The 26182-nt window shown below is 49.4% G+C and carries 17 protein-coding genes and 2 pseudogenes; 4 read left to right on the top strand and 15 right to left on the bottom strand.

Annotation, left to right across the window (positions count from 1 at the left end; genetic code table 11):
• Positions 1–643: 643 nt before the first annotated feature.
• The 7 genes from EXY20_RS24485 to EXY20_RS24515 form a co-directional block, all read right to left on the bottom strand.
• Positions 644–1414, bottom strand: coding sequence for a nucleotidyltransferase (locus EXY20_RS24485; protein ID WP_135554760.1), 771 nt, complete (start codon positions 1412–1414; stop codon positions 644–646).
• A gap of 417 nt (positions 1415–1831) precedes the next feature.
• Positions 1832–2248 (bottom strand): cytidine/deoxycytidylate deaminase family protein, encoded by a 417-nt coding sequence (locus EXY20_RS24490; RefSeq protein WP_135554761.1) that lies wholly within the window; start codon positions 2246–2248, stop codon positions 1832–1834.
• A 202-nt stretch (positions 2249–2450) separates the two neighbouring features.
• Positions 2451–2954 carry a P-loop NTPase family protein gene (locus tag EXY20_RS24495; protein WP_135554762.1) on the bottom strand — a complete coding sequence of 168 codons (504 nt, stop codon included), beginning with the start codon at positions 2952–2954 and terminating at the stop codon, positions 2451–2453.
• A 490-nt stretch (positions 2955–3444) separates the two neighbouring features.
• A complete protein-coding gene (locus tag EXY20_RS24500; protein ID WP_135554763.1) occupies positions 3445–4239 on the bottom strand; it encodes a P-loop NTPase family protein in 795 nt (264 codons plus the stop codon).
• 194 nt (positions 4240–4433) lie between these two features.
• Positions 4434–4901 carry an 8-oxo-dGTP diphosphatase gene (locus tag EXY20_RS24505; protein WP_135554764.1) on the bottom strand — a complete coding sequence of 156 codons (468 nt, stop codon included), beginning with the start codon at positions 4899–4901 and terminating at the stop codon, positions 4434–4436.
• A 482-nt stretch (positions 4902–5383) separates the two neighbouring features.
• Positions 5384–5797 carry an HIT family protein gene (locus EXY20_RS24510; RefSeq protein WP_135554765.1) on the bottom strand — a complete coding sequence of 138 codons (414 nt, stop codon included), beginning with the start codon at positions 5795–5797 and terminating at the stop codon, positions 5384–5386.
• 285 nt (positions 5798–6082) lie between these two features.
• Positions 6083–6949, bottom strand: coding sequence for an alpha/beta fold hydrolase (locus EXY20_RS24515; RefSeq protein ID WP_135554766.1), 867 nt, complete (start codon positions 6947–6949; stop codon positions 6083–6085).
• 186 nt (positions 6950–7135) lie between these two features.
• On the opposite strand from EXY20_RS24515, the gene EXY20_RS24520 reads away from it, so the two are divergent.
• Complete coding sequence (locus tag EXY20_RS24520) at positions 7136–8494, top strand: IS4 family transposase (RefSeq protein ID WP_135554767.1); 1359 nt, start codon at positions 7136–7138, stop codon at positions 8492–8494.
• Here EXY20_RS24520 and EXY20_RS24525 read toward each other — a convergent pair.
• The 4 genes from EXY20_RS24525 to EXY20_RS24540 all read right to left on the bottom strand — a co-directional run bounded on the left by EXY20_RS24525 (position 8464) and on the right by EXY20_RS24540 (position 14030).
• Entirely contained in the window at positions 8464–9303 is an 840-nt protein-coding gene (locus EXY20_RS24525) for a histidine phosphatase family protein (protein ID WP_135554768.1), read from the bottom strand. The two genes, EXY20_RS24520 and EXY20_RS24525, sit on opposite strands and share 31 nt — an antisense overlap.
• 634 nt (positions 9304–9937) lie before the next feature.
• Complete coding sequence (locus EXY20_RS24530) at positions 9938–11062, bottom strand: serine hydrolase domain-containing protein (RefSeq protein WP_167859486.1); 1125 nt, start codon at positions 11060–11062, stop codon at positions 9938–9940.
• Between the two features lie 881 nt (positions 11063–11943).
• Positions 11944–13347: a sensor histidine kinase gene (locus tag EXY20_RS24535; RefSeq protein WP_135554770.1), complete on the bottom strand. Its 1404-nt coding sequence runs from the start codon at positions 13345–13347 to the stop codon at positions 11944–11946.
• Entirely contained in the window at positions 13344–14030 is a 687-nt protein-coding gene (locus EXY20_RS24540) for a response regulator transcription factor (protein ID WP_167859487.1), read from the bottom strand. Before EXY20_RS24540 ends, EXY20_RS24535 begins: the two co-directional genes overlap by 4 nt.
• Before the next feature lie 183 nt (positions 14031–14213).
• Here EXY20_RS24540 and EXY20_RS24545 point away from each other — a divergent pair, with 183 nt between their 5' ends.
• Positions 14214–18602: an RCC1 domain-containing protein gene (locus EXY20_RS24545; protein WP_135554772.1), complete on the top strand. Its 4389-nt coding sequence runs from the start codon at positions 14214–14216 to the stop codon at positions 18600–18602.
• A gap of 500 nt (positions 18603–19102) precedes the next feature.
• Here the strand turns inward: EXY20_RS24545 and EXY20_RS24550 are convergent, their stop codons facing one another.
• The 3 genes and pseudogenes from EXY20_RS24550 to EXY20_RS24560 all read right to left on the bottom strand — a co-directional run.
• Entirely contained in the window at positions 19103–19702 is a 600-nt protein-coding gene (locus EXY20_RS24550) for a nucleotidyltransferase family protein (RefSeq protein WP_135554773.1), read from the bottom strand.
• Entirely contained in the window at positions 19699–20334 is a 636-nt protein-coding gene (locus EXY20_RS24555) for an XdhC family protein (protein WP_167859488.1), read from the bottom strand. Before EXY20_RS24555 ends, EXY20_RS24550 begins: the two co-directional genes overlap by 4 nt.
• A gap of 1818 nt (positions 20335–22152) precedes the next feature.
• Positions 22153–22866 (bottom strand): annotated as a pseudogene (locus EXY20_RS24560) (IS4 family transposase); the annotation flags it as partial.
• Positions 22867–23409: 543 nt separating this feature from the next.
• Between EXY20_RS24560 and EXY20_RS40695 the strand changes: the two are divergent.
• Together EXY20_RS40695 and EXY20_RS40700 are read left to right on the top strand one after the other, a co-directional pair.
• The gene (locus tag EXY20_RS40695) at positions 23410–23739 is read left to right on the top strand and encodes a site-specific integrase (protein ID WP_407944936.1); all 330 of its coding nucleotides are present in this window, start codon (positions 23410–23412) and stop codon (positions 23737–23739) included.
• A pseudogene (locus EXY20_RS40700) lies at positions 23658–23933 on the top strand (tyrosine-type recombinase/integrase); the annotation flags it as partial. The gene EXY20_RS40695 and the pseudogene EXY20_RS40700, both read left to right, overlap by 82 nt.
• Positions 23934–24014: 81 nt before the next feature.
• Here EXY20_RS40700 and EXY20_RS24570 read toward each other — a convergent pair.
• Positions 24015–26156, bottom strand: coding sequence for an MMPL family transporter (locus EXY20_RS24570; RefSeq protein ID WP_135554775.1), 2142 nt, complete (start codon positions 26154–26156; stop codon positions 24015–24017).
• Positions 26157–26182 lie beyond the last annotated feature (26 nt).

The raw sequence follows: 26182 nt of genomic DNA on the forward strand, positions 1-26182 counted from the left end.
AAAGAGAAACTGTCCAACCATTTCCGGAATGAGTGTCCAATACTTTTCGGAATGACTGTCTACATATTACCGGAATAGGTGTCCAAATCTTTTCGGAATGAGTGTCCAAACATTACCGGAATACGCAGGATCATTGAAAATAATATTCATTTGATAACTCACATCGCGCCGAGGCCGGCGACAACCCGGTACGGCACATACACTTTCCGTGGCAATCGGACAATGTTCTTGACATTTTCGGCAATCGGACAATGTTCTTGACATCTCCAATTGTCAAGAACATTGTCCGATAACTAAAAAAGCCCGCAGTTTATGCGGACTTGATTCGGCCTATGTTCTTGTCACCCGACATCGGATGTTGTCGGTTGACAAGAACATTGTCCGATAAATGACAAGAACATTGTCCGATTGCCACGATCCGGTAAAAAACTCGTTTGATCAGAATGGTGCTCCTACGGCAATCATTATATTTGATTCCAGGCCCAATATAAATAAGGAGCAAACGCCGTGGCAGTTGCTCCTTAATAACTATCGTACCCGTTGGCTTAATAGTCTTATGTTTTAATTAGAGTCGCTGCTTATAGTTGTAAGGCTTGCCGAACACCTAATGCAGTGACGTCCCGACGGGCTTAGGGGGCTGGTGTTAGTCGAAGGAAGTTCTGGAAGCAGCCATTGCATTTAACGCGTTCTCAAAATAGCTATATACTTCAACTGCAATTCCCAGAAACTCTTCAACAAGTATATTATTACTATCCAAGTAACAAGCATACAGATAATCAACTAAAGCGGAGTCAATCTCACAATAGTTTAATATGGCATTCTTCATCTTAATAATGTCATCTTGCCATACACCTGTATCTTCTAAAACCAAAGAGTATAATGCACGAATTAATCTCTTAGAGTAACCTTTAATATATCTGTTCTTCATTGTGTTATCACTAGCATTAGAAAGTAAACGATGTATACGATCTACTTCCTTCTTGGTCTCTGTATTTAAGTCTAAAATGAACTCTGGAGAAATAATTATCGGTGGTACTTTTTCACCAACGTCATGACCATATATGCAAACACAAATTATCTTAATCCAAAAACCCCACTCATTTGGTTTGCTTAATACATCGTCAATCGAGCAAATTATCGTATCAATCTTAGTTAGTAATGGATACTTTTCCAACAGACTGTCTTTAATATTTGACAATCTTTCGTAATCAATATCATTGGGATTTACACATACAATAGTAAAGTCTGCATCTGACTTAAAAGGTATAGCAGTTCCTTTTGGAATCGAGCCACACATATAAATGCTATGAATCTTACCTTTAAATTCGGTAAGTATATTATCTATATACTTATCAACAAAATCCTTATATTCATTTTGTATTACAATTCTTTTTATAACTTTTTCTAATATCATATAGACTCCTCCCAAAATAAAAAACGCCCCAAAGCCAAATGCTCTGGGACGATATTAATCGCGGTACCACCCAGGTTGCTGTATTTTCACACAGCCACCTTAATTGACTATAACGGGTCAAACCGATGGGTATTAGCCATACTCTGGAACTGGCATATCAATCAGTACTCTAGGGTTTTCTCAGTCATGAAACCCTTTCCTGTGAAGAGTTTAATGATTTACTTTTGTTCCATCATTGATTTACGGATATTGGTTAAATATTACTCTTTCCCGTCACCTTAGTCAAGAACTTGCTCAAGATAACTGCCCGATAGCTAAACGACGCCGCCCATCAAATTCCCTCGGCAGCCTCGTGGGTATAGAAATGGAGTTAACGTTCTCCGTTGGTTTAGTACACTTTATCGACGTGTGATTGCATTAATCATTCACAATTATGCGTTTATAAGATAAGGGCAGCAAATCTTTTACTTCAACTTTAACTGGATTCCCTTTCTCATCGTTCAAGATCACCTTAATATCAGGACAATAATTAATGAGCATTTGGCGGCAGTTCCCGCATGGAGGAATTAAACAGTTATGTGCTTTATCATGAGCGGCGACTATGGTTTCAAATTCTCGTTCGCCAGCAGTTATAGCTGCACCGATAGCTATATATTCTGCACATGAGCCATGGATACCATCACAATTAACCCCAAGATATACTTTGCCATTTTTACAGCGGATAGCTCCGCCAACTGTGTGGTTGTACACCCCGTCATCAAAGTTCTTTTCTAACACTTCCAATGCCACAGTAATAAGATCATAGTCACTTTGAGTTAAATTATATGTCTTCATGCATATCCCCTATATACAAAAATTGTATTTTATATATTCGACTTGTACGCATATTTATCCTTTTTGTTGCTGTATTATCCTGCCCGATAGCATAACGAAGCTGCCGATCGATCCCCGCGGCAGCCTCGTGTTGTGGTTTATTGAGCTCTTGTATCCGTTAGCATAATAAATAGGGGTAATGGAGGTCTTGTCCGCTAATAACTTATATCAATTGATATTCAAGAAGTTCCAGATTATCTCGAAAGAGGATCGTTTTATCCTTATAGTCCCAATTGGCGATTAAGTTAGACAGCTTAAGATTGTAGCCTTTATTATATGCCAGCAAGTTGTGGATGCCTTCAAGTGTCTCACGCTTCTTGCTTGGGACGATGCCGGTAATGCGTTCTTCATAACGTTTCCAAATCCGTTCCTCCTGAACAGACAATGGTACCATCAGTACGACGATTTTATCTGCAGCAGCAAAGCTTGGAAATGCCCACGACCTATGTACACCTTCAACAATCCATGAATCAAGACTGATGATCTCTCTGAGCCGGCGATCACGCTCATCCTCTGGTGCCCTAACGCCATATTCATTCGATTGAGGATCCCAGAAAATATCGTCTAAATCGAAATGCGGAATCCGGAGCTTTTCGCTCAATATCCCCGCGATATAGGATTTGCCGCTACCTGATCCGCCGATGATATGGATTCGGATTGCTATCACCTCTTTCCTACTATTACTTCACTGATTCTACATCGCTATTAGGCTATCCTGCCCGTTAGCTTAATGGACCGTTTTTAATTAATCATCTGCCCCTCCATGTCGCGCCTGCTCCAGCTTCTTCTTGATCACGTACCTGCGTTTCCGTGGCAATCGGACAATGTTCTTGACATTTTCGGCAATCGGACAATGTTCTTGACATCACCAATTGTCAAGAACATTGTCCGATAAACACAAAAGCCCGCAATTTATGCGGACTTGATTCGGCCTATGATCTTGTCACCCGACAGTTGCGGATAAATAATGTCGATTGACAAGAACATTGTCCGATTGCCACGATGCGGTAATAAAACTCGTTTGTGTCGCTCAATTGTTTTCCGCCGTCCAATCCGAATAGTGCTCCTGCGGACGGACCATTATTTGATTCCAGGTCCAATTATAAATAAGGAGCAACTGCCGCGGCGGTTGCTCCTTATTTAACTATCGTCACTCGTTAGCGCAATGAAAGCTCCGTTTCGTCTTTCATTGCGCATAACATTTTACAAAAGACATCTTCCCAGTCCAGATTTACATTTTCAATCAAATGGGTTGGGAAAGGAAGCGCATCAAGCAAACTTAATTCGATCCGTGCACGGTTCTCCATAAACTTAATATTCTGTTCCGTTGCAAAGTGTGGCTTAGAACGGATGGATGAAATCCAGACCTGCTGCTCCCGTACACTAGGTTGAGTTAAATAAATCAAGACAGGTTTCATAGTGATGATTTGATTAGCGATTCCCTGAATATGCTGCTCAATTTGGCCATCAGAAGCCTCATAGTGACCTAGTAAATCATGAATTTGATGTTGAAAAAACACAGCTTCAAGTACAAAAGTGGTATCTGTAGTGCTGGCAAGTTCAGCAAAACGAGCCCAATGCCGCTGAATCAAGTATGTAAACTCCGATAGCGAGGCATTGGGCGAATCCGTCCAGCATAATTCACGGGACCTCAGCTCGGCATAAAGTGCATTCAACTCGCTAAACTCCTTGACCCCACGATAAGGTAGTAAATAATTACTACCATCCTTTATAGCCCGCGAACGGATCTCGTTTGCTGTGATCGAATAGCGCTCCAAAAATTGCTTATAGTCCTCTTCTCGAAAGAAAGCATGCCAGTTTAAGCTTGCTGGATGCCCTTCGGCGCCTTCATCAAAAAAACAAGACGACCTGCCTTGTTGCACCAGGTACTGATGCAATCGTTCCGCTAACGTAGATTTACCCGTGCCGCACAACCCTTCGACCAAAATCAATTTGCAATCCTTCCGCATACGAGTTCCCCTAACCACCAAATAACTTTTATAATAATATATTTGACCTCAATTTACGCTATCCTGCCCGTCATTGAAAACGGCAGTCGACGTTTGGCCAACTGCCGCGCTGTACATTCTACTATCGTTACCCGTTAGTAGAACGGTTAATTTTGTTATTTACGAAAAACGCTGGTCTATGTTCTTATTATAACTTCATCATATTGACGATTTTCTCTCCAAGTCGTATGAATTTCAAATGTACAATCATCGAAAAAAAGCGGTAGCCTTCTTCTAAATGAATCTTGCATTGGAATCGAGTCCAACTCATTGATATGAATCCACTCTGATTTACCTTCATCGTGGTCTGGCAAAAGTTCGCCTTCAAAATCTGATGTTATATAATTAAAAATCATGTATCGCTCTGGCTTGAAAGGGTTAATGTACTCTGCGAATCCTTTATATTTCAAATTTTTAACCGTTAATCCAGTTTCCTCTTTAACCTCTCTAATAGCCCCTTCGACTGGACTCTCGAAGAACTCAACCCGTCCTCCAGGTGCGATATACCCACTGTAATCATCATGTTTTCGGTGCATAAGCAAGATACTATCGTCATTTACAATCAAACAAACAGTATATAATTTGTGTTGAACATTTTGCTCCAAATGTATTCCTCCGTTGGTTTGAGTATTTAATCATAAGCTCTTTGTATTATTGATGATTTCCTTCCCAATTTAAACTGCCCGTTTAGCTTAATGAATCGTTGCGTTAGACATTTCGCCACCGGCACCGGTATCTCCTTTGTTACAGCACAGGCAACAATACTGATTATCTGTTTTCCGTGGCAATCGGACAATGTTCTTGACATCGCCAATTGTCAAGAACATTGTCCGATTAACAAAAAAGCCCGCGATATACGCGGACTTGATTCAGCCTATGTTCTTGTCATCCAACACGGATGTTTGTCGGTTGTCAAGAACATTGTCCGATTGCCACGATCCGTTATAAAACTTGTTTGTCGCTCAATTGATTTCCGCCGTTCAATTGAATGGTGCTCCTGCGGCAACTTATATTTGATTTCCAGGTCCAATAACAATTAAAGGAGCAACTGCCGCGGCGGTTGCTCCTTATTTAACTATCGTGCCCGTTAGTTCAGTAAAATCCTCAAGATCTCTTCCTTTGTTTGTGGTAACCGGTTTTCGGCACCATGTGGATGTAATGGTTCATTCCAAGAAAAACCATCGCCTTCGTACCTCGGAATGAGATGCATGTGGTAATGAGTCAAATCATTGAATTTCCCACCATTTTGACAAATGCTAATACCATCGGGTTTAAACAAGCGTTTTAAGACAGTTGAAAGCATCTTTGAGGTATCCATGATGCTATAAGCAGTCTCTTGGTCGATTTCTTCGACATCCAAATAGTGTTTTTTAGGAAGGATCAGAATGTGTCCTTCATTAAACGGAGCAATATCAAGTACACAAGTTATTAGCTCGTTTTCATAAATAATATTCAGATTAGGTTCAATTCCATTTGCAATCCTGCATCCCAAACATTCCATTGTCGCTTCACCCCGTTTTAGATTCGCTATTACCATAAAATCAATCGTGGCGAATTGTTCGTTTTGTCAGCTTTCTGACGTTGGTATGAATATTTTTCGACTAATCTGATAAGCTCTCCTGCCAATTTATTGAGCGGTGCACATTGAAATGAAAACAAGCGATAGATCAGTTCCATCGCCGCGCTATCGTTCATCTTTAGCGTAACAAGGTCTCCGGTTGATATCGAGGCTGCCTCACAGTAGATTATTCAAGTACCGTATCCATTAATTGGGGAACCTATCAGATCAACTTGTTTTCAGCACCCTCTCACCTATAAATTCATCTATATGCTTTACTAAAACAGAGGGGCTATCCAGCCAAGGATAATGTCCGGTTTTAGGAATCAGAATAAACTCGCTGTTCTGTAAATTATTAGAGAGCTCATTCGCGTAATGATATGGACGGGGGTCTACCTCACCATGAATAAAGAGGGAAGGTGCGGTAATTATAGTAAGAAGTTTTTCGAATTTTTCGGTTTCAAAATACTCTTTACACTCTGATCCAACTTTCTGATTGACCTCATTATTTACAAATTGGCCGTCCACCCTGGGAAGCATATCATAATTGTCTTGATTAAATAAATCTGTTCTCAAACCAAGTTCACGTAATCGTTCTTTAGCAAGCTTTTTGTCTTCTCCGTTCAATGTTTCTACGATTGATCGTAAGTAGGAATATTCTTCTCTATCGTTTGCGCTCATTTTGTTAAGCCTATTGATACGATATTCAGCATGCCAAGAGGAATTAATCCCTGTTCCCGATATATAGATTAATGCATTAACATGATTATGATATTTAGCGACATATGCTAATGCCAATGATGCACCCCAAGAATGTCCGCACACAACCCAGCTTTCAAAATCTAAATGAATCCTTAATTGTTCCAAATCTTCTATAAACGTTTCAATATTATAGGGACCCTTTTTTTCGGACCTTGAACTTCCACGCTGCTCATAACGAATTACCTTATAGCTATGGTTATCCATCAACTCAGCCAAGGGTTCCAAATAATCGTATGATCCTGGACCACCGTGAATTAATACGAAAGGAATACCTTGTCCTTGCATGGTATACCATAGCGATACGCCGTTTATTTTTGAAACAGTCCCTTGCATTTAACCCCTCCCGAACACACATTTTATTAACTCAACTTTCGCAGCTACAAAATCAGCATGATAACAGGTACAGCATAGGGAAGGCGCGAATAAAGTCGCCTGCTTGACAAAAATAGAAAAACACCGCTTCGTTTGGTAAAGTGAAAGTGCGACCAATCACTACCACACAGAAGAGGTGTCTTCTCTATGATAGATCAACAAGGGTCACTCGATCAACTGCCAAATGAAATCAAGCCCGCTTTTCACGAACTGAATGTGCTGAAACTCTTGCGTGGCGCGGGTTTCAAAAAGAAATTCGGCTTCTCATGCGCCTATTTATTCCGCCTTGTGTTTGTTTTGTTGTTTCACCAGAAGAACTGGTTTCGGCTCTTGGAGAGTGCCAAAGGCGAGACGTTTCCTGGGAAAGATGCCATCTATCGGTTTTTGAATCACGGCGGTTATGCCTGGCGGCGATTCTTGCTGGCACTCAGCGGTGAAACAATCGCGCGAATGGAACCGCTGACTTCAGCGAACCGGGAGACTGCGCTCATCTTTGACGATTCCATGTTTGAGCGCAACCGGAGCAAAGCCGTCGAGATGCTGGCGCGATTTAAAGATCATGCCACAGGTACCTTCTACAAGGGCTACCGCATGCTGACCATGGGTTGGTCGGATGGCCATTCCTTTGTGCCGATGGATTTTGCTTTGCTCAGTTCAGTAAAGTCCGGCATCACCGGCATGGCGGACGGCATCGATAAGCGAAGCCATGGCTACAAGCGCCGACAAGAAGCATTTTGTACCGCTCCGCAGGTAATCGCGGCGATGCTGGATCGCGCGATACAAGCTGGCATTTCCGCATCATACGTCCTGATGGACAGTTGGTTTACCCATGCGCCGCTGATTGCAGAAGTCATCCGTCGCGGACTGCCTGTGATCGGCATGGTGAAGAACGATAACAAGCGTTATCTCGTGAACGGAAAGCGGCTCAGCCTGAAGGAACTCTATGGCGCAGCGCCACGTGTAGCGGGAAAGAACCGCAACATCCTTCGCTTGATACAAACTGAGCTTGTCCCGGGAATCCCGGTTGTGGTCGTATTTGTTCGACATCGTTCCAAGAAGAACGAATGGCTGGCCCTGCTTTCGACCGATCTGAGCCTCGCCGCCCAGGACATCATCCGGATCTACCGCATCCGCTGGGACATCGAAGTGTTCTTCAAATGCGCCAAGTCACTGTTGCGTCTGCAAAAAGAATTCCAAGGCCGCTCGTATGACCTGCTTGTGAGTCACACCACCATTGTGTTCTCGCGCTACATCCTGCTCGCTTGGCAACATCGGCAAAGCACGGATTCGCGCTCGTTTGGCGGCTTGTTTTATTTGCTGTGCGATGAAGTCGGCACCCTCGATTGGGCAACCGCTTTGCAACAACTGCTCGAGTTGATCCAGGAAGTCGCCTCGAAAGCGAGCAAAAATCTTTCGTCCCTGATTCAGCGTCAACTCCAGCATTGGATTGCAGCTTTGCCCAGTTACATCAAGACTTATCCGCCGATTTCAAGCTGCGAAAGTTGAGTTATTATGTATTTATCAGTTCCAGTTTCCTCTAACAACTCACGTTTAACAGCATCTACTAAACTTAAATCCTCTTCCTCACACCCTCCCTTTGGGAAATCCCAAGCTCCAGGTCCTTCCCCGAATCTATCCGTTTTATGCACTAATATAAACTTACTCCCTTGGTAAGCAATTGCTCCGACAGCTTTACGAGTGGTTTGATAATGCGATATATCCCCATACAGTTCAATAACATTTTCGGTTTCATCAATGATAACTTTATTCAACGCAGTAGGATGGATAAATGGGGGAGTCCATAACTTTTCAAGAGTGTCACCTCTAAAATAGGCCATGATAACTTTAAGTGCAATTGCATGGGTAACAATCAGAATATTGCTTCCTCTTTGTTTCGAAACAATCTCTTTTATTGCTGCAATAATTCTATATTGAAATTCAGTAAAGGATTCTCCACCATTTTTAGGTTCGTACAAATGTGGTGTATTCCAAAAAGCTTTATGCTCATCTAGACAGGTATTCTCAATATCAGTCCCTTTCTGACCTTCCCAAGTGCCCATATTGATTTCCATCAAATTATCACATGTAATAATATCCATTCCTTGTTTATCACGTAGTATTTCAGCAGTATGTAATGCTCTTTTACTTGTGCTGGAGTAAATAGCATCAAAATGGATATCCTTCAATGATGACCTCAGCCACTTTGCTTGCTGTGTACCTAACTCTGTTAATCGCGAGTCCATATGACCTTGTAATTTTCCCTCGACATTCCATTCTGTTTCTCCGTGTCGAGTAAGATATAATGTTGTTTTCAACTTTTCACTCCCTCTTCCAATATTTGATTACTTTCCTTGTATATTTCGCTAGGAGATTCTCACTATCCTGCCCGTTAGCTTAATGGACCGTTGAAAGATAATATCCATCTGACAACACACTTCGCGCCGGCGTCCCCCCGGTTCGGCATAGCCATTTCCGTGGCAATCGGACAATGTTCTTGACATTTTCGGCAATCGGACAATGTTCTTGACATCACCTAATGTCAAGAACATTGTCCGATAACTAAAAAAGCCCGCAGTTTATGCGGACTTGATTCGGCCTATCTTCTTGTCACTCGACAACTGCTGAGTGACAAGAAGCTATACCGATAATTGACAAGAACTTGAACCGATCCATGTGGTGCTCAAGAATAATAAAAAAACACGCCTCAGTATGCGTGCCAAGTGGATCATGCTTTTATGTTTTGCCGCGGAAGCTATAAGGACTCTTACGGGTTTGAAACGGCGTATGTTCTTGTCATTCGACACCAATCGTCAATGTCTATAAGTTTTTTAATATAGTGTTAAGAAATTGTGCCGATAATTGACAAGAAGTGGTAGCGATTCGTCGCGGCAGCCGCCCACTCTTTGTATGTATCGAAAGCTACAACCTTCATAACGGCAAATGAACGGCTCATAGAAGTCCGGACCACATGATGCTTCTGGGATGAAAAACAGACTTCTCGCAGAAAGGAACGAGTGAAGGCACCATGTAGACCGCTACGAACCGTTCCACCGGATCAACGAACAATGCGCATCGACCAGTGCCTTCATGTGAGAACGTCTGCGGGGAACAGAACCCTTCTTCCCTCAATTGAATACCCAATCCATAGCGCATGGAAGGAATTCTCGCTCCCCAACAGAATGCGGGAACATCGTACAGATGATTTCTCGTAAACGCTTCGACGGTTTTTCGGCCTAATATGCGGACGCCTTGAAACATTCCCTGATTCAGCAATGCCTCTCCAAGTTTCCATAAATCATGAAGGCTCGAGTACAGCCCTCCGCCTGCTCTAGGTGGCCGGCTCACTCTATCTTCCGCCTCGGGAACGGACTGTAGCCGTTTCATATCCCAATCGGCCGTCAGGCACACCTGATCATGAAGTGCCGAAGGAACATGAAAGAAGGTACGTTCCATACCAAGCGGCTCGACGATCCGCTTCAAGATATAGTCTTCATATGACATACCCGAGATACGGGCGATCATTTCGCCAAGCACGCAAAAGCCCGCGCTGGAATAACTCCAAGTTCTACCCGGTTCGCTCTGCAGTGGCCCCGCAAGCACCGATTTTAGCCAGTTGCCCTTGCTCGCACCGTCCCCCCAACCGCGCGTATAAGGCTCTGTAAAGTAACCCGGATCGGCTATTAAGCCGGATGTATGAGTCAGCAGGTGGAAAACGGTAATCCCTCTATGCAGCGGGGTATTAAACTCCTCTATCCACTGACTTACGGGGGAATCGACCAGCAGCTTACCCTGCTCTATCAGTTGCAGGATCGCCACTGATGTAAATACTTTCGTTATTGAGGCGATCCCGCGGATGGAATCCGGAAGAAATCCACTTTCCGAATCATCGTATCGGAGTCGGCCCATGGACCGGCAGGCAAAAATACTGCCATTTCGGGACAGTAAGTAGCTGGCGCACTGCAGTTCCCTGGTTTCCACAAGCTCTCTGAAATGGTTATCTAATTCCGTCAGCTTTGGCTCATAAAAGCCTGCGGTATCTGGAGTAGTATCGATGGCTCCATAATGCAATTGCAACTGATTCATTCTCCTTTTCTGTGATAGGGTCATTATATTCGGCAACTTCCGGACAGGCAATCCCGCCAATAGTTTGACGCTATATATTTGATTTTTGTGCAAGACATGAATAAAGGTTACATAATCTTTATTCGTCGAACAAGATACATTTAACGATAAAGCGTACAATTTCCTAAATACGCTTTTTTTGTTGATTAATATACTTGTTACACGTTACTTTTCAGTACCCCCTATTCAACTTCCGTATGCCCGTCTTCAGAACATATCCGCCTTGACGACAAGCATATGAAACATTTCGGTGCGTAACCACAGAATACGATCCATCTGTGCCCTAGTTCATCAAAGCGCTGCCATTTTCAGCGATTGTCCCCTCCATTCCGCCGAATCATTATATAGTGCGATCAAGAAAAGAGTGGCAGCGCAACAGCGCAACAAGCTAATGTCAGGGGTGATGCGCTCGCCACCCCGCCTTTGCGAATGTCGCGCAGCTCCTGCATCACGCGCCGACGAACTGTAGAAACTACAACTTATTTTCTTATTTCGTGAAATGACCCTATTGTACTGCAGAAACTGCAGCACATTTCGCTATAAACGGAGATTTTATGGAATATGCTGTACTTTCTGCAGTTTATGAAGCCGTTTGGGGGTGAAATCGCAAAATTACCTGCACAAAATACAGTTCGCGACTGGTACAGACATAAAAGTAAAGACCTCCGATTGGCGCATATAAGGCGCGTTCGCCTTCACCCTTATTCGCCGCGCCCGGACCAGCCCGTATGCTTCCATTTCCGACCCTGCTGGCTATTGTTCGGAAACCATCGTCATTGCTTTCGCTCCCCCGATCCATTGAGTCGCTCCATTTTTGCCGCTTCTATCAACCCTCATCGAGGCAGCTTGAGCTTAAACACCGTTTCCTCGTTCGGCGTACTGTGCACCTCGATGCTGCCATGGTGAGCGAGGGCGACATCTTTCACAATCGCCAGACCGATCCCGAGCCCTTCTCCCTTCCTTCCGCTATCGACCCGATAGAAACGTTCGAATATGTGCGCTTGATGCTCCGGAGGAATGCCTTTTCCCTTATCCGTCACGCTGACATTTACGGATTGCCCGTCCTCCTTCAGCCGGATGCCGAGATAGCGCCCTTCTTTCCCATACCGGATCGCATTGTCGAGAATGTTGCGCAATGCCCTCTCAACGAGTGGAGCATCGATCGGAATCGAAATATCCTCGTCCGGGATCTCGACATCGAACTCAAATTGCTCGCCGTCGAGTATCATGATGTATTCCGCCGCTATTTTACGGGTGAGCTCGGAAACGTTATGGTCCACCGAACGAAGCGTCAGCGCTTCCGCGTCCTGGCGCGAGATGTCCAGCATCTGATCCAGCAGCTTGTCCATGTATCGGCAGCGCTGCAGAATGATTTTGGCCCTCGCCTGGAGGTCTTTCTCATCGGAATAATTCCCGGTTCGAATCATTTCCGCATAACCGAGCATCGTGGTCAGCGGCGTGCGCAAATCGTGCGACAGGTTGGAAAGCAGTAGCTTGCGGTTGTTCTCAAACTGCTGAATCTGGGCGAATTGGGAGCGGATCCGATGCGCCATAGAATTGTAGTGCTGCGTCAGCTGGCCAATCTCGTCCTTGGACGAATCGGCCAATTCCACGACGGGAGAGCTGCTCTGGATATTCAGTTGGTTCAGCGCGTTGTTCAGCTTGCGGATTCGTTTATTGAGCTCGGTGAAGCTCCACAGGGCCAACAAATAAGGCAGCGAAAACGACAGAATCAGCGGCAAAACGAGCGTAAGCAGCGATTTCAGCGTGCGGATCAGAAAATACACCTCGCCTTGCTTCATAGCAGAGGCGGGAATGGTCATAAGCAAGTAATACGACTGTCCGCTCCATGTTGCCGGCGTAATGATCGGCACATCGTCATTCGTCAAGTATTGCTTGGGCATGTTCTGCATCAGCTTCGCCAAGTCATGGAAAGTAAAAGTCGGATTCAGACCCGCCGTATCGTAAAAGGACATTCCCGTCTCGTCGATCCACAACAGCCGAATTTCCGGATGTTCTTCATGCGCCCGGTCCAAAATGCGTTTCAGCGCGTCCGGCCCGGAGGCGGGCTGCTTCTCGATCGAATCCACGATGGATAACGCGAGCGGATTCAGCTCGAACAGCGCATACCCTTTATTCGCCGTCTTCCCGATCCAAACCGACGTAAACCCGAACAGCACCATGCTGAACGCGGCACTAAGCATCAGCAACAGCCATAGTTTTGTGCGCAATTTCATATGCCGGCCCCCGTCAAACGGTAGCCGACGCCGCGAACCGTTTGAATATCCCAAGGGGACTGCGCCTTCTCCAGCAATTTCCGCAACCGGCTCATATAAACGCTTAAGTTATTGTCATCGTACCTTTCATGCTGCCAGACTTGCTGGTAGATTTCGAGCTTCGTCATCACGCGGTCGGGATTTTGCATGAAGAGCTGCATTAGTCCGCACTCCATCATCGTCAAGGAACTTTTTTCGCTCCCGGTCAGAAGCGTATAGTTGTCGACGTCCAGAACCAATTGATTCAACCGGATTACCAGGGAGGATCGGCCGGATACCGGATAACGCCGGCGCAGAACGGCTTGCACGCGAGCCATGAGCTCCATCGGGCTGAAGGGCTTTGTCATATAGTCGTCGGCACCGAGTCCAAGCGTCTCGATTTTGTCTTGCTCCTGCCTTCTTGCGCTTACCACGATGGTCATGGTATCCAGCCTCCGATCGTGCATGTGCCGCAGCACCTCGAACCCGTCGCGATCGTCCATCATCAAATCAAGAATAAGGACGTCCACCCGATCGGACTCGAGCCGTTCGATCGCTTGTCGGCCGGATTCGGCTTCGAGCGCGTGCATGCCCGATTGTTCGATATGGGCGCGAATCAGCTCGCGAATTTGCGGATCGTCGTCAACCACGAGGATTTGTTCCATTGTCTTGTCGTCACCGCCCGGAATGTTTGTATAGCTCGATTTTAGCACGATTGCTCCGATCGTTGTCATTTTAAGGATGATGATGTCGAATCCTTTAAGAATCCTTTAAGATTTCCGCGAATGGAAGGTTGCTATAATTTCTAAGAGAAAGGCAAGCCGACATGGCAGGAAGGAAGTCTGAATATGGCATATAAAATCGGACGCAAAGCGTCACCCGCAAAATGGCTCTTTGTGTGGTTGTCGATTCTATTAGTATGGACCTGCATAGCACCCGCCGCAGTTTCGGCAAAATCGGCCGCAGCAGGCAGCCGGCACGGGGGAAGCTTCCAGAAGATCGCCGCAGGAGACTATCATACCGTTGCGCTCACAACGGATGGCACCGTCGTCGCTTGGGGAGATAACAGCAACGGCCAAACGAATGTACCCGCAGGGTTGACCGGCGTCGTCTCCGTTGCCGCAGGGCCAAATAATTCAGCCGCGATGAAAGCGGACGGTACCGTCGTCGTCTGGGGAACGAACGGTTCCGGTCAAAACAATGTACCTTCCGGCTTGACCAATGCCGTTACAGTCGCCGTGGGAAGCAGTACGATATTGGCGCTTAAAGCGGACGGCACTCTCGTTGTTTGGGGAAGTACGATCCCCTCCTATCAAGTACCGGCGGGGTTGACCGACGTCGTCGATATCGCCGCAACGACATTAGGTCCCAACAGTTTCTTGGCGCTGCAAGCAAACGGCACCGTCGTCGCTTGGGGAAGCAACACATCAGTAAACAACGTTCCCGCGGGGTTAACCGGCGTTATCAAAGTTGCCGCAGGCGACTACACTGCCTACGCGTTAAAATCGGACGGCACCGTCGTCGCTTGGGGCGATTTTGCCAATCTTATGCCTGCCGGATTAACCGACGTCGTCGACATCGCCGCACACGGCGGTCATGCGATGGCGGTAAAAGCGGACGGTAGCATCGTCGCTTGGGGGCTAAGTGACGGGTTTGATTATCAATTCCCCTCGGGGTTGACCGGCATTGTTGCAATCTCCACAGGATATTATCATACCGTGGCGCTAAAATCGGACGGCACCGTTGTCGCCTGGGGAAAAAATAATTATCGGCAATTGAACGTCCCGGCGGATTTTTCTTCCCCTGTTAAAGGCATCGGCATGGCTACGGGAGGCGCACATACGTTGGCGCTGAAATCGGACGGCACCGTCGTCGCCTGGGGGAATAATACCGTCGGACAAACGAACGTGCCCGCAGGGCTGAACGGGGTAGTCGCGGTTGCCGCGGGATGGTACCACTCCCTGGCATTAAAATCGGACAGAACCGTCACCGCTTGGGGGCAAAATAGTTATGGAATATTGAACGTACCAACTGGGCTGAACGGGGTCACGGCGATTGCATCGGGAAGGTTCCATTCGCTGGCACTGAAAGCGGACGGCACTGTCGTCGCTTGGGGGGCCAATAGCGTTGGACAATCTACTGTGCCGGCATGGGCGACCGGGGTGACGGCGATTGCCGCGGGCACAGACCATTCGCTGGCGCTGCGAGCGGACGGCACTGTCGTCGCTTGGGGATGGAATTATGCAGGACAATCGAACGTGCCAGGCGCGCTTTCCGGAGTTACGGCAATTGCCGCGGGACGGTACCATTCGCTGGCGCTCAAAGCGGACGGCAACGTCGTCGTTTGGGGCGATAACGGAAATGGGCAATTGGACGTGCCGTCAGGGCTGAATGGGGTTGTGGCGATCGCAGCAGGAACGAATCATTCGCTGGCGCTGAAAGCGGACGGCACTGTCGTCGCTTGGGGCGATAACAGCAAAGGGCAAACGGCAGTACCGGCAGATCTGAATCAAGTCGTAGCGATTGCCGCAGGATCAAACGATTCTTCATTCGCATTAAAAGCGGACGGCACTATTGTCGCATGGGGCGATAATGCGAGCGGTCAAACAACCTTGCCGGGCAGAAACACCGACCTGAACGGATTGACGCTGCAGGAAGGCGATTTCGATACCGCGTTTTCCACTTCGATTACGGGCTACACCTATTCCTATATCGGGCCGTCGGTTTCCGGCGTCCATGTGACGGCGTCTTTGTCGGACTCGTCGTATGCCGCCCTGTATGTCAACAACCAACCGCAAACGAGCGGCAGCGCCGCAACGATCGACGTCACGGGCGCATCGACCGTCGTTCCGGTGCGCATCGAGCCTTATTTCCTGCCGTCCAAAACCTACACGATTACCATACTGCGGGATGCTACGCCTCCGGATGTGCATTACAGCGTGTACGGGAACACGGTTCCGTCCCGGTCCGCTGCGACCGTAGTGACGGTGTACGATACGGAAAGCGATGTCGATCCCCATTCGCTTCAGTATGTTTGGACGCAAACTGCCGATGTTCAAGCTGGCGAATGGACGGATTTCACAAGCGGAGCTACGCTGACGAAAGCCGGTGCGGATGGGGAGTGGTATTTGCACATTCAGGCCAAAGATCGCGTAGGCAACCAGGCGGTGCTCGTATCGGATCCGTTCCTGCTGGACAATACGGGGCCGTCGGTCGACATTACGATGACGACAGCCGATGCGAGTCCGTATCCGGATGACACATGGACGAATCAGGACGTCACCGTTAGCGCGAGCGCAACGGATGCCAACAGCGTGACGTCGGTTACGTATTCGCTCGATAGCGGCGCAAAATGGAGCGGATACAACGCGCCCATCGTCCTGCAAGCGGACAGCATGCACGCGTTGTCATTCAAAGCCGTCGATGCGGCGGGCAATGAAACGCTCAAACAGCGCACGGTGAAGATCAGCAAAAGCGGATTGCGGTTGACGCCAACGCTGACCCAGGAGGGCGGAAGCGCCTATACGAGCGGCGATTGGACGAACGGCAGCGTCACCGTGAGCGTTGACGCGGAAGCAGGAGCAAGCGGCATCGCCGATTTGAGCTATCAATTGGATGGCGCCCAGGCGCAAGCTTATACGAGCGGGACGCCGGTACAACTTTCGCAGGAAGGCGCACATACGCTCTTGTTTCAGGTAACCGACACCGCCGGCAATACGTTAACCGCCCCGCTGGCGGTAAACATCGATCTGACGGCTCCGGTCATTACGCTCACTGGCCCGTCCAGCAGGCATATAACGGCGGGCGGCGTGTATACGGAAGAAGGAGCGACGGCAACGGATACCGGCGGTTCCGGAGTCGCCGGCGCGGTAACGGTGACCGGGTGGGTGTATGCGAACGCGCCTGGAACGTACTCCCTGCAGTATCGCGTCTCCGATCGTGCAGGGAACGAGGCCGCGGAAGTTGAGCGCACCGTCATCGTGGATGAGGCGGCTGCACCTCCAACGGCCCCGAGCGGCGGCGGCAGCTCGACGCCTGTCGTGAAGAAGCCGGTCATCGATCTGGGAGGCATTTCGTTCGACCCGGATGCCATCGATACGTCGCGGCCTTCCGTCACGTTGGAGGTGACGCCCAAGGACGGGACGGCGGTTGTCAGCATTCCGGCCAGCATATTAACGAATCTCGAGAACAAGAACGCCGACTTTTTCATCGAAATCAAGACGCCTTACGGGAGCTATCAAGTTCCGGTGAATCTGGCGTCGCTGATCCCGGGGCTGAAGGAATGGCTTGCGGCGAACAACCTCCAAGCCGGGGATATCAGCTTCCGGATTACCTTAACGGACAGGTCCGGCGACAAGGGGCTTCAAGCCGCGTTCGTAAACGGCTTGCCGCATGGCAGCGTGATGGGTGCGATGGTCGATTTCCATATCGACGTGCTGAACAGCAAGTCCGGGCAACCGATCGGGAAGGCGGACCGATTCAATCAAGCGCTGACACGAATCATTCCGCTGCCGAAAGATCAATCGGGCATGCCGGAGCAATGGGGAGCGTTCCGCTACAACGAGGCGGCGAACCGATTCGAGTTTGTCCCGGCCCAAGCGAAGCAGATCGACGGCGTGTGGTATGTCATGATAAGCTCGTATTCCAATAGCGCCTATGCGGTGGCGGATAACGAAACGAGCTTTGCCGATGTGCGAGGCCATTGGAGCCGTTCGTTCGTCGAGCTCGCCGCGTCGAAAGGGCTTGTGGAAGGATTCGGCGACGGCGTGTACGGCCCCGACCGGCCCGTGACAAGGGCGGAATTCGCCGCGATGCTCGTCCGGGCGCTAGGGCAAAGCGCGTCGACCGGCGCGCCGGCGCCATATGCCGACGTCGAACAAGGAGCGTGGTATTTCGGAGCCGTAGCGGCGGCGAAAGAACTCGGCCTGTTAGGCTTCGCAGGCGGCAGCAGCTTCAAGCCCGATCAACCGCTCGCCCGCGAGGAAATGGCGAGTATGCTGGCTGCGGTGGTGGCGCTGGAGAAGCTGCCGATCCCGGGCGGGTTAGTAGGCTTGGACGATTATGCGGATATCGACAGCGTGGACGCTTCCTATCTGGAGGATGTGCGCTTGATGGTGAAGCTGCAAATCATGACCGGCATGGACGACGGCACGTTCAGCCCCAAAGGGCAAACGACACGCGCGCAAGCCGCAGTCGTCTTCATTCGTTCGCTGCAGCGGCTCGGCATGATCGACTGATCCAATCGTAAGACAGGGGCTGTCCCAAGAGGTCATGAAATACTGACCCTGGGACAGCCCCGTTTTATATACATACACGCCTGGTCCCCGTATACGGAAAGCAATCATGTATATAATGCAACAATTTATTATGGTAAATTGTATTTCCTGCAACAATTCGGGTGGTTGGGAGGCAGTATGAGCAGAATTGTTGTACAGAATACAACAATCGGGGCGATGGAGCCGCTTTTGTACGCCAATTGTTGTACAGAATACAACCTGACGAAAAAAAATGTTGCACTTCGTGCAAAAATGCGGCTCGCTGCGGTATCACATCCTGACACGCATCGCGGTTTACGACGAATAAAGCTCGCACCATAAATCGCTAGCCGGCTTAATCCTTATACGGGTCAAACTCATCCGCCTCAGTCATGCAGACACCGATCGGCCTCAGCACAGTCCCGGTACGGAGCCGAGAGCGGGCAGCTCGCCGTCCTGATCGTCCGGCGGGAAGTTCACAGTCATGCCCTTACCCGCTCATAATCGTCCGGAGTATCGACGTCGAAGCCCCACACCGCGTTCGCGAATATCACGGTCTGCACGCGGGACCGATCCTTCACGACGATCGATCGCCCTCCTTCGTCGCCGGCCAAATGCCGGAACTCGCCGTAAATCTCGGCGTCGAACAACACGGGATGCCCCGGCGCGTCGCCGTAGAGCGGGCGGATAATGCGGACTCCATCCGCGTATTCCCGCTCGTACTGCCTGACCATGGCGTCGATCGCCAACACGGGAACGAGCGGCTGATCCGCCACGAACACGAACGCCGCGTCCGTTCTCCCCTCCATCGCCTGAATACCCGCCTGGAGTGACGAAGCCATCCCCGACGCATAACGCTTGTTTTCGACCAGTTCGATCTGGCCGTAAAACAGATCAACCTCCGCGGCCAACGCATCGAACCGATACCCGCCGACAACGACGACCGGCTCGAGACTCGCCGCCAATGCCGCCCGCGCCGCATAGTGAAACAGCGGCCGGCCGCCTGCCCGCAGCAGCAGCTTGTGCTCCCCCATGCGCGTCGACATCCCCGCAGCCAGCACGACGGCGCCGATCGCGCTCATCGCGGCTGCACCTTCCCGCTGCGCACCCGGATCAGCTCAGCCATGATGCTGACGGCGATTTCGTCCGGGCCTTCGGCTCCGAGAGAAAGCCCGACGGGCGATTGCACCCACTCCGGCACCGGCTCCGGTTGAAATAATCGAGCGGTACGCACCTTGTTCCCCAGCATGCCGACATAATGAGACGGGTTCGCCCGCAGCCGCTCGACAATCGCACGGTCGTGCTGGAACCAATGCGTCATCACCAGCACATAGTCGCCGGACGGCAGCTTGTGGCGTTCCAGATAAGCTCCCGGATGCTCGACAACCCGGTGCTGCGCATCGGGGAATGTTTCCTCCGTACATCTGTCGCTGCGCGGATCGACAACCGTCTCTTCGAAGTCGAGCCCCGCCGCCAGCCGCACGACCGGCTCGGCATCCGGCCCCGCGCCGAACACATACAACCGCTCGCGCGGCCAGTACAGCTCAAGCTTCCATTCCGTTTCCGCCGCCGAAACGACAGCCGTCTCACCCGACGCCAGCAGCCGCTGCAGTGCCGGAACGACCTGCTCCGCCGACGGATCGGCGACATTGCCGAACACCGCGCCATTTTCATCGCAAAACAGCCGTTGCCCGCCGACCCTAATTCGTGACAATCGGTACATTTTCTTGTCCAAAATCGACAATCGGTACATGTTCTTGTCACGCAAAAATGACAAGAACATGTACCGATAAATATAAAAACCCACATCAGCAGCGGATTTCATTCGGTATATCTTCTTGTCACTCGACACCGATTGCCACGTTATGCTCGTTTTTCGAATAAAACAGGCTGCCGCGGTTGCAATTGCTCTGGAACTAACGGGATACACCGCGGCAGCTGTTCAACTAACGTGTCCGTTGAATCATATGATGAATATGCTTACTTAATTGTGACTTAAAATATCCCCCAGATTTAAACAGGAAATCGGAATTTCCGGTACCCTCCGATAATCGCGCATCGGCGAATGCCACGTTCGCATGACTTCCTCCAGCAGGCTGGGGATAAATGTGCATGAAGAGCAATGTCGGCATGCTGTTAGCCAATTGCCGCTCCTCATAGGTCAACTGTCCGGGTGTCATCTTTACAGTTGCTGTTGTCGATCACCAACAACTGTACGCCTTCCAAATCCGCGACTGGCAAGCCGGGTCGCCGCCCTTGGCAAGAGACGCGGATTGAGAATATTGCTCGGTGCGGGTCGATTCGCTCCACGGCCATACGGATAATCTTTTGCCGGGAGTGTATAATTATGGCGGAGCAAGTCATCCAGTCGATCTTGAACGTGGCAAGATTGCCCGCCCGCCGTCCCCGTTCATCACATCATCGGTGCTAACGCAATCGAACCGCGGTTGCTCGGCATTTCGCAGCAGTAGTTCGAGGCTGATGCGGTTTTCCGCAGCAGCAAAGCCGTACGCTCGCAGCGGAGCTTCACGAATCGCACAGCCCTCGCTTGCGCTGCGCTACCCAAACATTTCACACACACATGCCTGCTCAGATTTTTTCATAGAGATCAGTATTACAAGGGGCATAGCCGCCCGCGTATTATTAAGACCAGGAGCAGGTCGCCGTTTTCTTCTGATTTCCGTTACCAGCATATTTTTCTCCTCCTCGGATATTCCATCAGCACAAAGCTTTCGTGCTGCAATTAGAACAATCCACGGCTCTACGGTTGCATATCCAATACCGCACAACCCTTCGTACTCCTACATAAACATGCGGATGCTGGCCTCACGCGTTTCATTAAAAACAATACTTACGTAAAGTGGAGAAGTTGGCGGTAATATTGCATATTTAATCAGGTTGGGATCTCCGTGACAATGCTGCTGCTTCAGAGGTAATTGATCCAAATGGGTGATAACTGCTCCCTTTTCGTCTTCATTTAAATATTGTGAACGAATAATGTCATTCTTGATGTTTTCCCGCTGGTTCGGCATATCCAGAACCGAATGAGAATGGATTTGAAATAAAAGCCGTGCTGTGAGCCTTGGATCGATATAGTATTAAGTTCCGTGACGCTATATTTCTGAGCAAAGATCGCTCTTGTAAGTATATCATATGGTATATTTAGTAAATCAGTCTTTAGAAGTATCCTGCCCGGAATAGCTCAATGAAACGTTTCATCAGACATTTCGCCACCGGCACCTGTATCTCCTTTGTTACTGCCCAGTGACAATACTGATTATCTCTTTCCGTGGCAATCGGACAATGTTCTTGACATCACCAATTGTCAAGAACATTGTCCGATAACTAAAAAAGCCCGCAGTTTACGCGGACTTGATTCGGCCTATGTTCTTGTCATCCGACAGTACGGTGAAGCAAATCATATTGCATTGATGAAGCCAAAACATGTGCATAAGACTAATTGAAGCAATACTTATTGCATAAACTTGTTCTTACTAACAGTGGTTCAATTTCGCCTTGAAAGTTATGAAGCAACTTCCTGGATGAGCGGCGCACGGGTAAACCAGCTATCCATCAGGGCGTATGCGGCCGAAATACCGGCTTTTAGCGCACGATCCAGCATCGCTGGAATCACTTGCGGAGCCGAACAAAACGCTTCTTGTCGACGTTTGTAACCATGGCTTCGTTTGTCGATCCCGTCTGCCATTCCTGTAATGCCAGTAATGCCAGATTTTACTGAACTCAGCAGCACAAAGTCTACGGGGACAAACGAATGGCCATCCGACCAGCCCATGGTCAGCATGCGGAAGCCTTTGTAGAAAGCGCCTGTGGCATGATCTTTAAAGTGTGCCAGCATTTCGACGGCTTTGCTCCGATTACGCTCAAACATGGAATCGTCAAAGATGAGCGCCGTCTCCCGTCTCACCGAGGACAGCGGTTCCATCCGGGTGATCGTTTCACCGCTGAGCGACAACAAAAACCGCCGCCAGGCGTAGCCGCTGTGATTTAAGAAACGATAGACCGTGTCTTTGCCCGGGAAAGTTTCGCCTTTCTTGCTCTCCAAGAGACGGAACCAGTTCTTTTGATGAAACAGCAGGACAAATACAAGGCGGAATAAAGAGGTGCATGATAAGCCGAATTTCTTTTTGAAACCCGCGCCGCGCAAGTGTTTGAGCACCTTCAGTTCCTGGAAAGCCGGTTTGATTTCATTTGGTAGTTGATCGAGTGACCCTTGTTGATCTATCATAGAGAAGACACCTCTTCTGTGTGGTAGTGATTGCTAGTCACCTTCACTTTACCAAACGAAGCGGTGTTTTTCTATTTTCGTCAAGCCATCCTTCCCATTGGCTTCAAACCCAAGCTATACGTGCTGTTGAACTGATTTTGGCGCTGCGAAAGTTGAGTTTTAAAGAAATGAAATCATCCGGAGTTCGCCGTAACTTCCTCAAATAATGACATCTGAATCTCGTCAACAATTTTGCATTCGTTTAGCTTAAACGATCCAACTAATTAAATATTCACTTTTCTAATTAAACTCCATATTATGGAGCTTAATTTATTCATATGTATCGAATATTCACGGTTTCATTTGATTCAATGTCATTTATAATTCCGCAGCGTTATCTCCATTGCTAAGCCTTGGACAGTATATTGCACACAAAATACGTTTTATGTGTATATGAACCCACACACACGCTCAACCCACATATCTTAAATAAACACCTTCACAGAACATGTGTTCTATTTTATTATAATTAATGTCATTAATAATATACATTGGAGGTTTGCCATGAATGTCATCAAGGCTCATGATTTGAATTTGCTTGTGCAACGGCTTCCTTTTTTCCCATGGTATGTCGAGCAATACATCCAACACAAGCTTGTCGCACTCTCTCCTTCTACCCTGCTGGAATACACACGCGATTTCGAATTTTTTCAATGGCTCATCCAGGAAGGGCTTGCGTCTTCCCCATCAATAAACCAAATTCCATTGTCGGATCTTGAAAAGCTTCAAACGGTCAACATCGATACTTATCCGAAAAAGCGCTGTTTTTGGCCGTACCAAGAGGCAATTCACATGCCAAACGGATGTCCAAACGAGCAATTCAACAAATGGTGAGCAAATACGCCGCCGTTTAAGGCAAGCCGATGTTATCGGTACATAAACTGCGACATTCGTTTGCGACTTGCTATTATTTAAAAAACGATATTTATAAAACCCAGCGGCAGCTCGGCCATGCGAGTACGGACACAACCGAAATCTATGCCCAGCTTTCCGATAAAACGATGGAAACCGCCATCAATCGATTGTGAGTCACATAAGAAATCCCATTATGAAACGACAGCTTCGGGCGATTATTAACGACCCGAACTGTCGTTATCATCGGCGCTTGATCACCCCGGTGCCCACCAGTTCCATTTGCCAAGCCATTTCATGAGCGACGGGACCAGCATCAACCGGATGACGGTCGCATCGATCAGGATCGCCGCCGCAATGCCGATACCAAGCTGCTTCACCCCTTGCACTTCGCCGAACGCGAACGGCAGGGTGACCGCAATCATGATCGCCGCAGCCGACGTGATGATCGGGCCGGAGCCGGCCACTCCGTCCAGCACCGCCTCTTCATTGCACAACGTGCGCCGGTAGCTTTCGTACATGCGGGAAATGAGAAACACTCCATAGTCCATGCTGATCCCGAACACGAGTCCGAATATGAAAACCGGGATCATAATTGCAATCGGCGCCGGCTCCAAACCGAATCGTCCCGAGCCGAACAGCCAAACCAAAATGCCGAACGACGCCCCGATACTCATGATATTCATTGCAATCGTTTTGAGCGGAATGATGACGGAGCGGAAGGCAGCAAACAGGACGATGAAGTTGGAAATGGCGAGAAACCAAATGACTTTTCCGATATTTCCGAAAATGGCGTCGAACACTTCCTGCCGGTACTTCGCTTCTCCTCCCACAAGAACGGGCATCTGGCTAGATGAGTACCGGTTTTGCGAGCTACGGACCCAGTCCGCTGCCTGTTTGGAGGATGGCGCTCCTTCGATCGTCACTGCGATAAGCATTCGACCGCTTTGCATGAACGGCTTCAGCGTTGGCTCAAATCGCTTCATGACCGCGGGCTGCCTGACTAGCGCATCCAGTTGCTCGGGAGTCAGACGCAAGCGGGTAAACACATCGTCTACACGCTCCACCCCCGGGTCCCCACGTAAGCTTCGTACAAGTGCATTCGCCCTGCGCCAGTCGTCCGGCGTCCATTCCTTGCCCTGCGCTTGCGCAAGCACGTACACCAACGAGCTATCAGCAGATTCGAAATGGGTCTGGTAAGCTTCCGCCGCCTGCCGGGAGTCGTTTCCCTTTGGCAGCGAGGACGCATCGGGAATGGCTACTTCCATGTCTTTCAGCGGCAGGAAGCAAACGAACAAAATCACCGCCGCCAAAAGCATGACGCGCAGCGGCCTGCGCAGCACGAATTGCGGCCAGGCACGCCAGCGTGCCGCTCGCCGAACCGCCGGTGAAGCGCCGCTAACTGCCCGGATACCTCGTCGAAAGAGAACAAGCAGCGCTGGAAGCAGCGTCAATGTGGCCGCCACCGAAACGGCCAGCACGGTCAGCGCGCCGATCGCAATGGAAGCGAACATCGGCAGCGGGATGAACAGCACCGCAAGCAGGCCAAAACAAACGACGGCGGCGGAGAATAAAACGGCTCGTCCGGCCGTCTGCATGGCGACGGTTAAAGCCGCTTCGGCGGGACGCCACACGAGCTCCTCCCGGTATCGGCTGACGATCATGAGCGCGTAATCGATACTCAGCGCAAGGCCAACCATCGGTATGACGTTCAGCACAAAATTGGAAAGCTCCAGCTTCATGCCGATGAACACCATCATCCCCATGGCGGCGGTGACCCCTGCGACCCCAACGGCAACCGGCAGTATGGCGACGATGAACCCGCCGAAGGCTAGCCACAGCACAAGCATGGCGGCGGGAATGCCGATCCGCTCCGCTTGCTGCAGGTCCTTGCGACTCATGCGATTCACATCTGCCTGCACGACGGATTTGCCCGTTACCCGCACGGTGATATCGCTGCGATGCGGCAGACGCCGGTCCAGCTTCGCCAGTACCGGTTCCATTTCATAAGCTGGCTGCCGAAAGACAAGTAAAGCGTACGCATGATCTCCATCGAGCATGTCCGGCCGTTCGAGCGGAGAGACGGTTTCGAGCAAGCCGTCCGTACCCTGCACACGCTGCAACGCGCCCTCTATCCCTTCTCGGAACCGGTCTGTGGAAACATGCTGTGAGTTCTCGAACACGAGGATGACGGGATTGTCGGGGAGTTGAAAATCGGAGACAAGGATGCGCTGTACCTGCGAATAGGTGCCGTGGGCCAGCAAGCCGTGGTCCTTCAGCACATGCGGCAGCTTGGGGACGAAGCAGCCGAAAAACGTCACCAGCACAATCCAAACCGCAAGCACCACTAGTGGAAATTGAAACGAAAGCACGGCCAGCATCCGCAACCCCTTGTCCATAACCGCACTCCTTTCGTGCAAGGGAG

The sequence above is a fragment of the Paenibacillus cymbidii genome (assembly GCF_004764705.1).
Classification (GTDB): Bacteria; Bacillota; Bacilli; order Paenibacillales; family NBRC-103111; genus Paenibacillus_AN; species Paenibacillus_AN cymbidii.

What these genes read in the sequence shown, in the direction of transcription:
- EXY20_RS40695 (WP_407944936.1), top strand. Translation starts at nt 23,410, where the DNA reads ATGAATGTCATCAAGGCTCATGATTTGAATTTGCTTGTGCAACGGCTT.
- EXY20_RS24490 (WP_135554761.1), bottom strand. Translation starts at nt 2,248, where the DNA reads ATGAAGACATATAATTTAACTCAAAGTGACTATGATCTTATTACTGTG.
- EXY20_RS24540 (WP_167859487.1), bottom strand. Translation starts at nt 14,030, where the DNA reads ATGGAACAAATCCTCGTGGTTGACGACGATCCGCAAATTCGCGAGCTG.
- EXY20_RS24570 (WP_135554775.1), bottom strand. Translation starts at nt 26,156, where the DNA reads ATGGACAAGGGGTTGCGGATGCTGGCCGTGCTTTCGTTTCAATTTCCA.
- EXY20_RS24550 (WP_135554773.1), bottom strand. Translation starts at nt 19,702, where the DNA reads ATGAGCGCGATCGGCGCCGTCGTGCTGGCTGCGGGGATGTCGACGCGC.
- EXY20_RS24535 (WP_135554770.1), bottom strand. Translation starts at nt 13,347, where the DNA reads ATGAAATTGCGCACAAAACTATGGCTGTTGCTGATGCTTAGTGCCGCG.
- EXY20_RS24545 (WP_135554772.1), top strand. Translation starts at nt 14,214, where the DNA reads ATGGCATATAAAATCGGACGCAAAGCGTCACCCGCAAAATGGCTCTTT.
- EXY20_RS24510 (WP_135554765.1), bottom strand. Translation starts at nt 5,797, where the DNA reads ATGGAATGTTTGGGATGCAGGATTGCAAATGGAATTGAACCTAATCTG.
- EXY20_RS24515 (WP_135554766.1), bottom strand. Translation starts at nt 6,949, where the DNA reads ATGCAAGGGACTGTTTCAAAAATAAACGGCGTATCGCTATGGTATACC.
- EXY20_RS24485 (WP_135554760.1), bottom strand. Translation starts at nt 1,414, where the DNA reads ATGATATTAGAAAAAGTTATAAAAAGAATTGTAATACAAAATGAATAT.
- EXY20_RS24520 (WP_135554767.1), top strand. Translation starts at nt 7,136, where the DNA reads ATGATAGATCAACAAGGGTCACTCGATCAACTGCCAAATGAAATCAAG.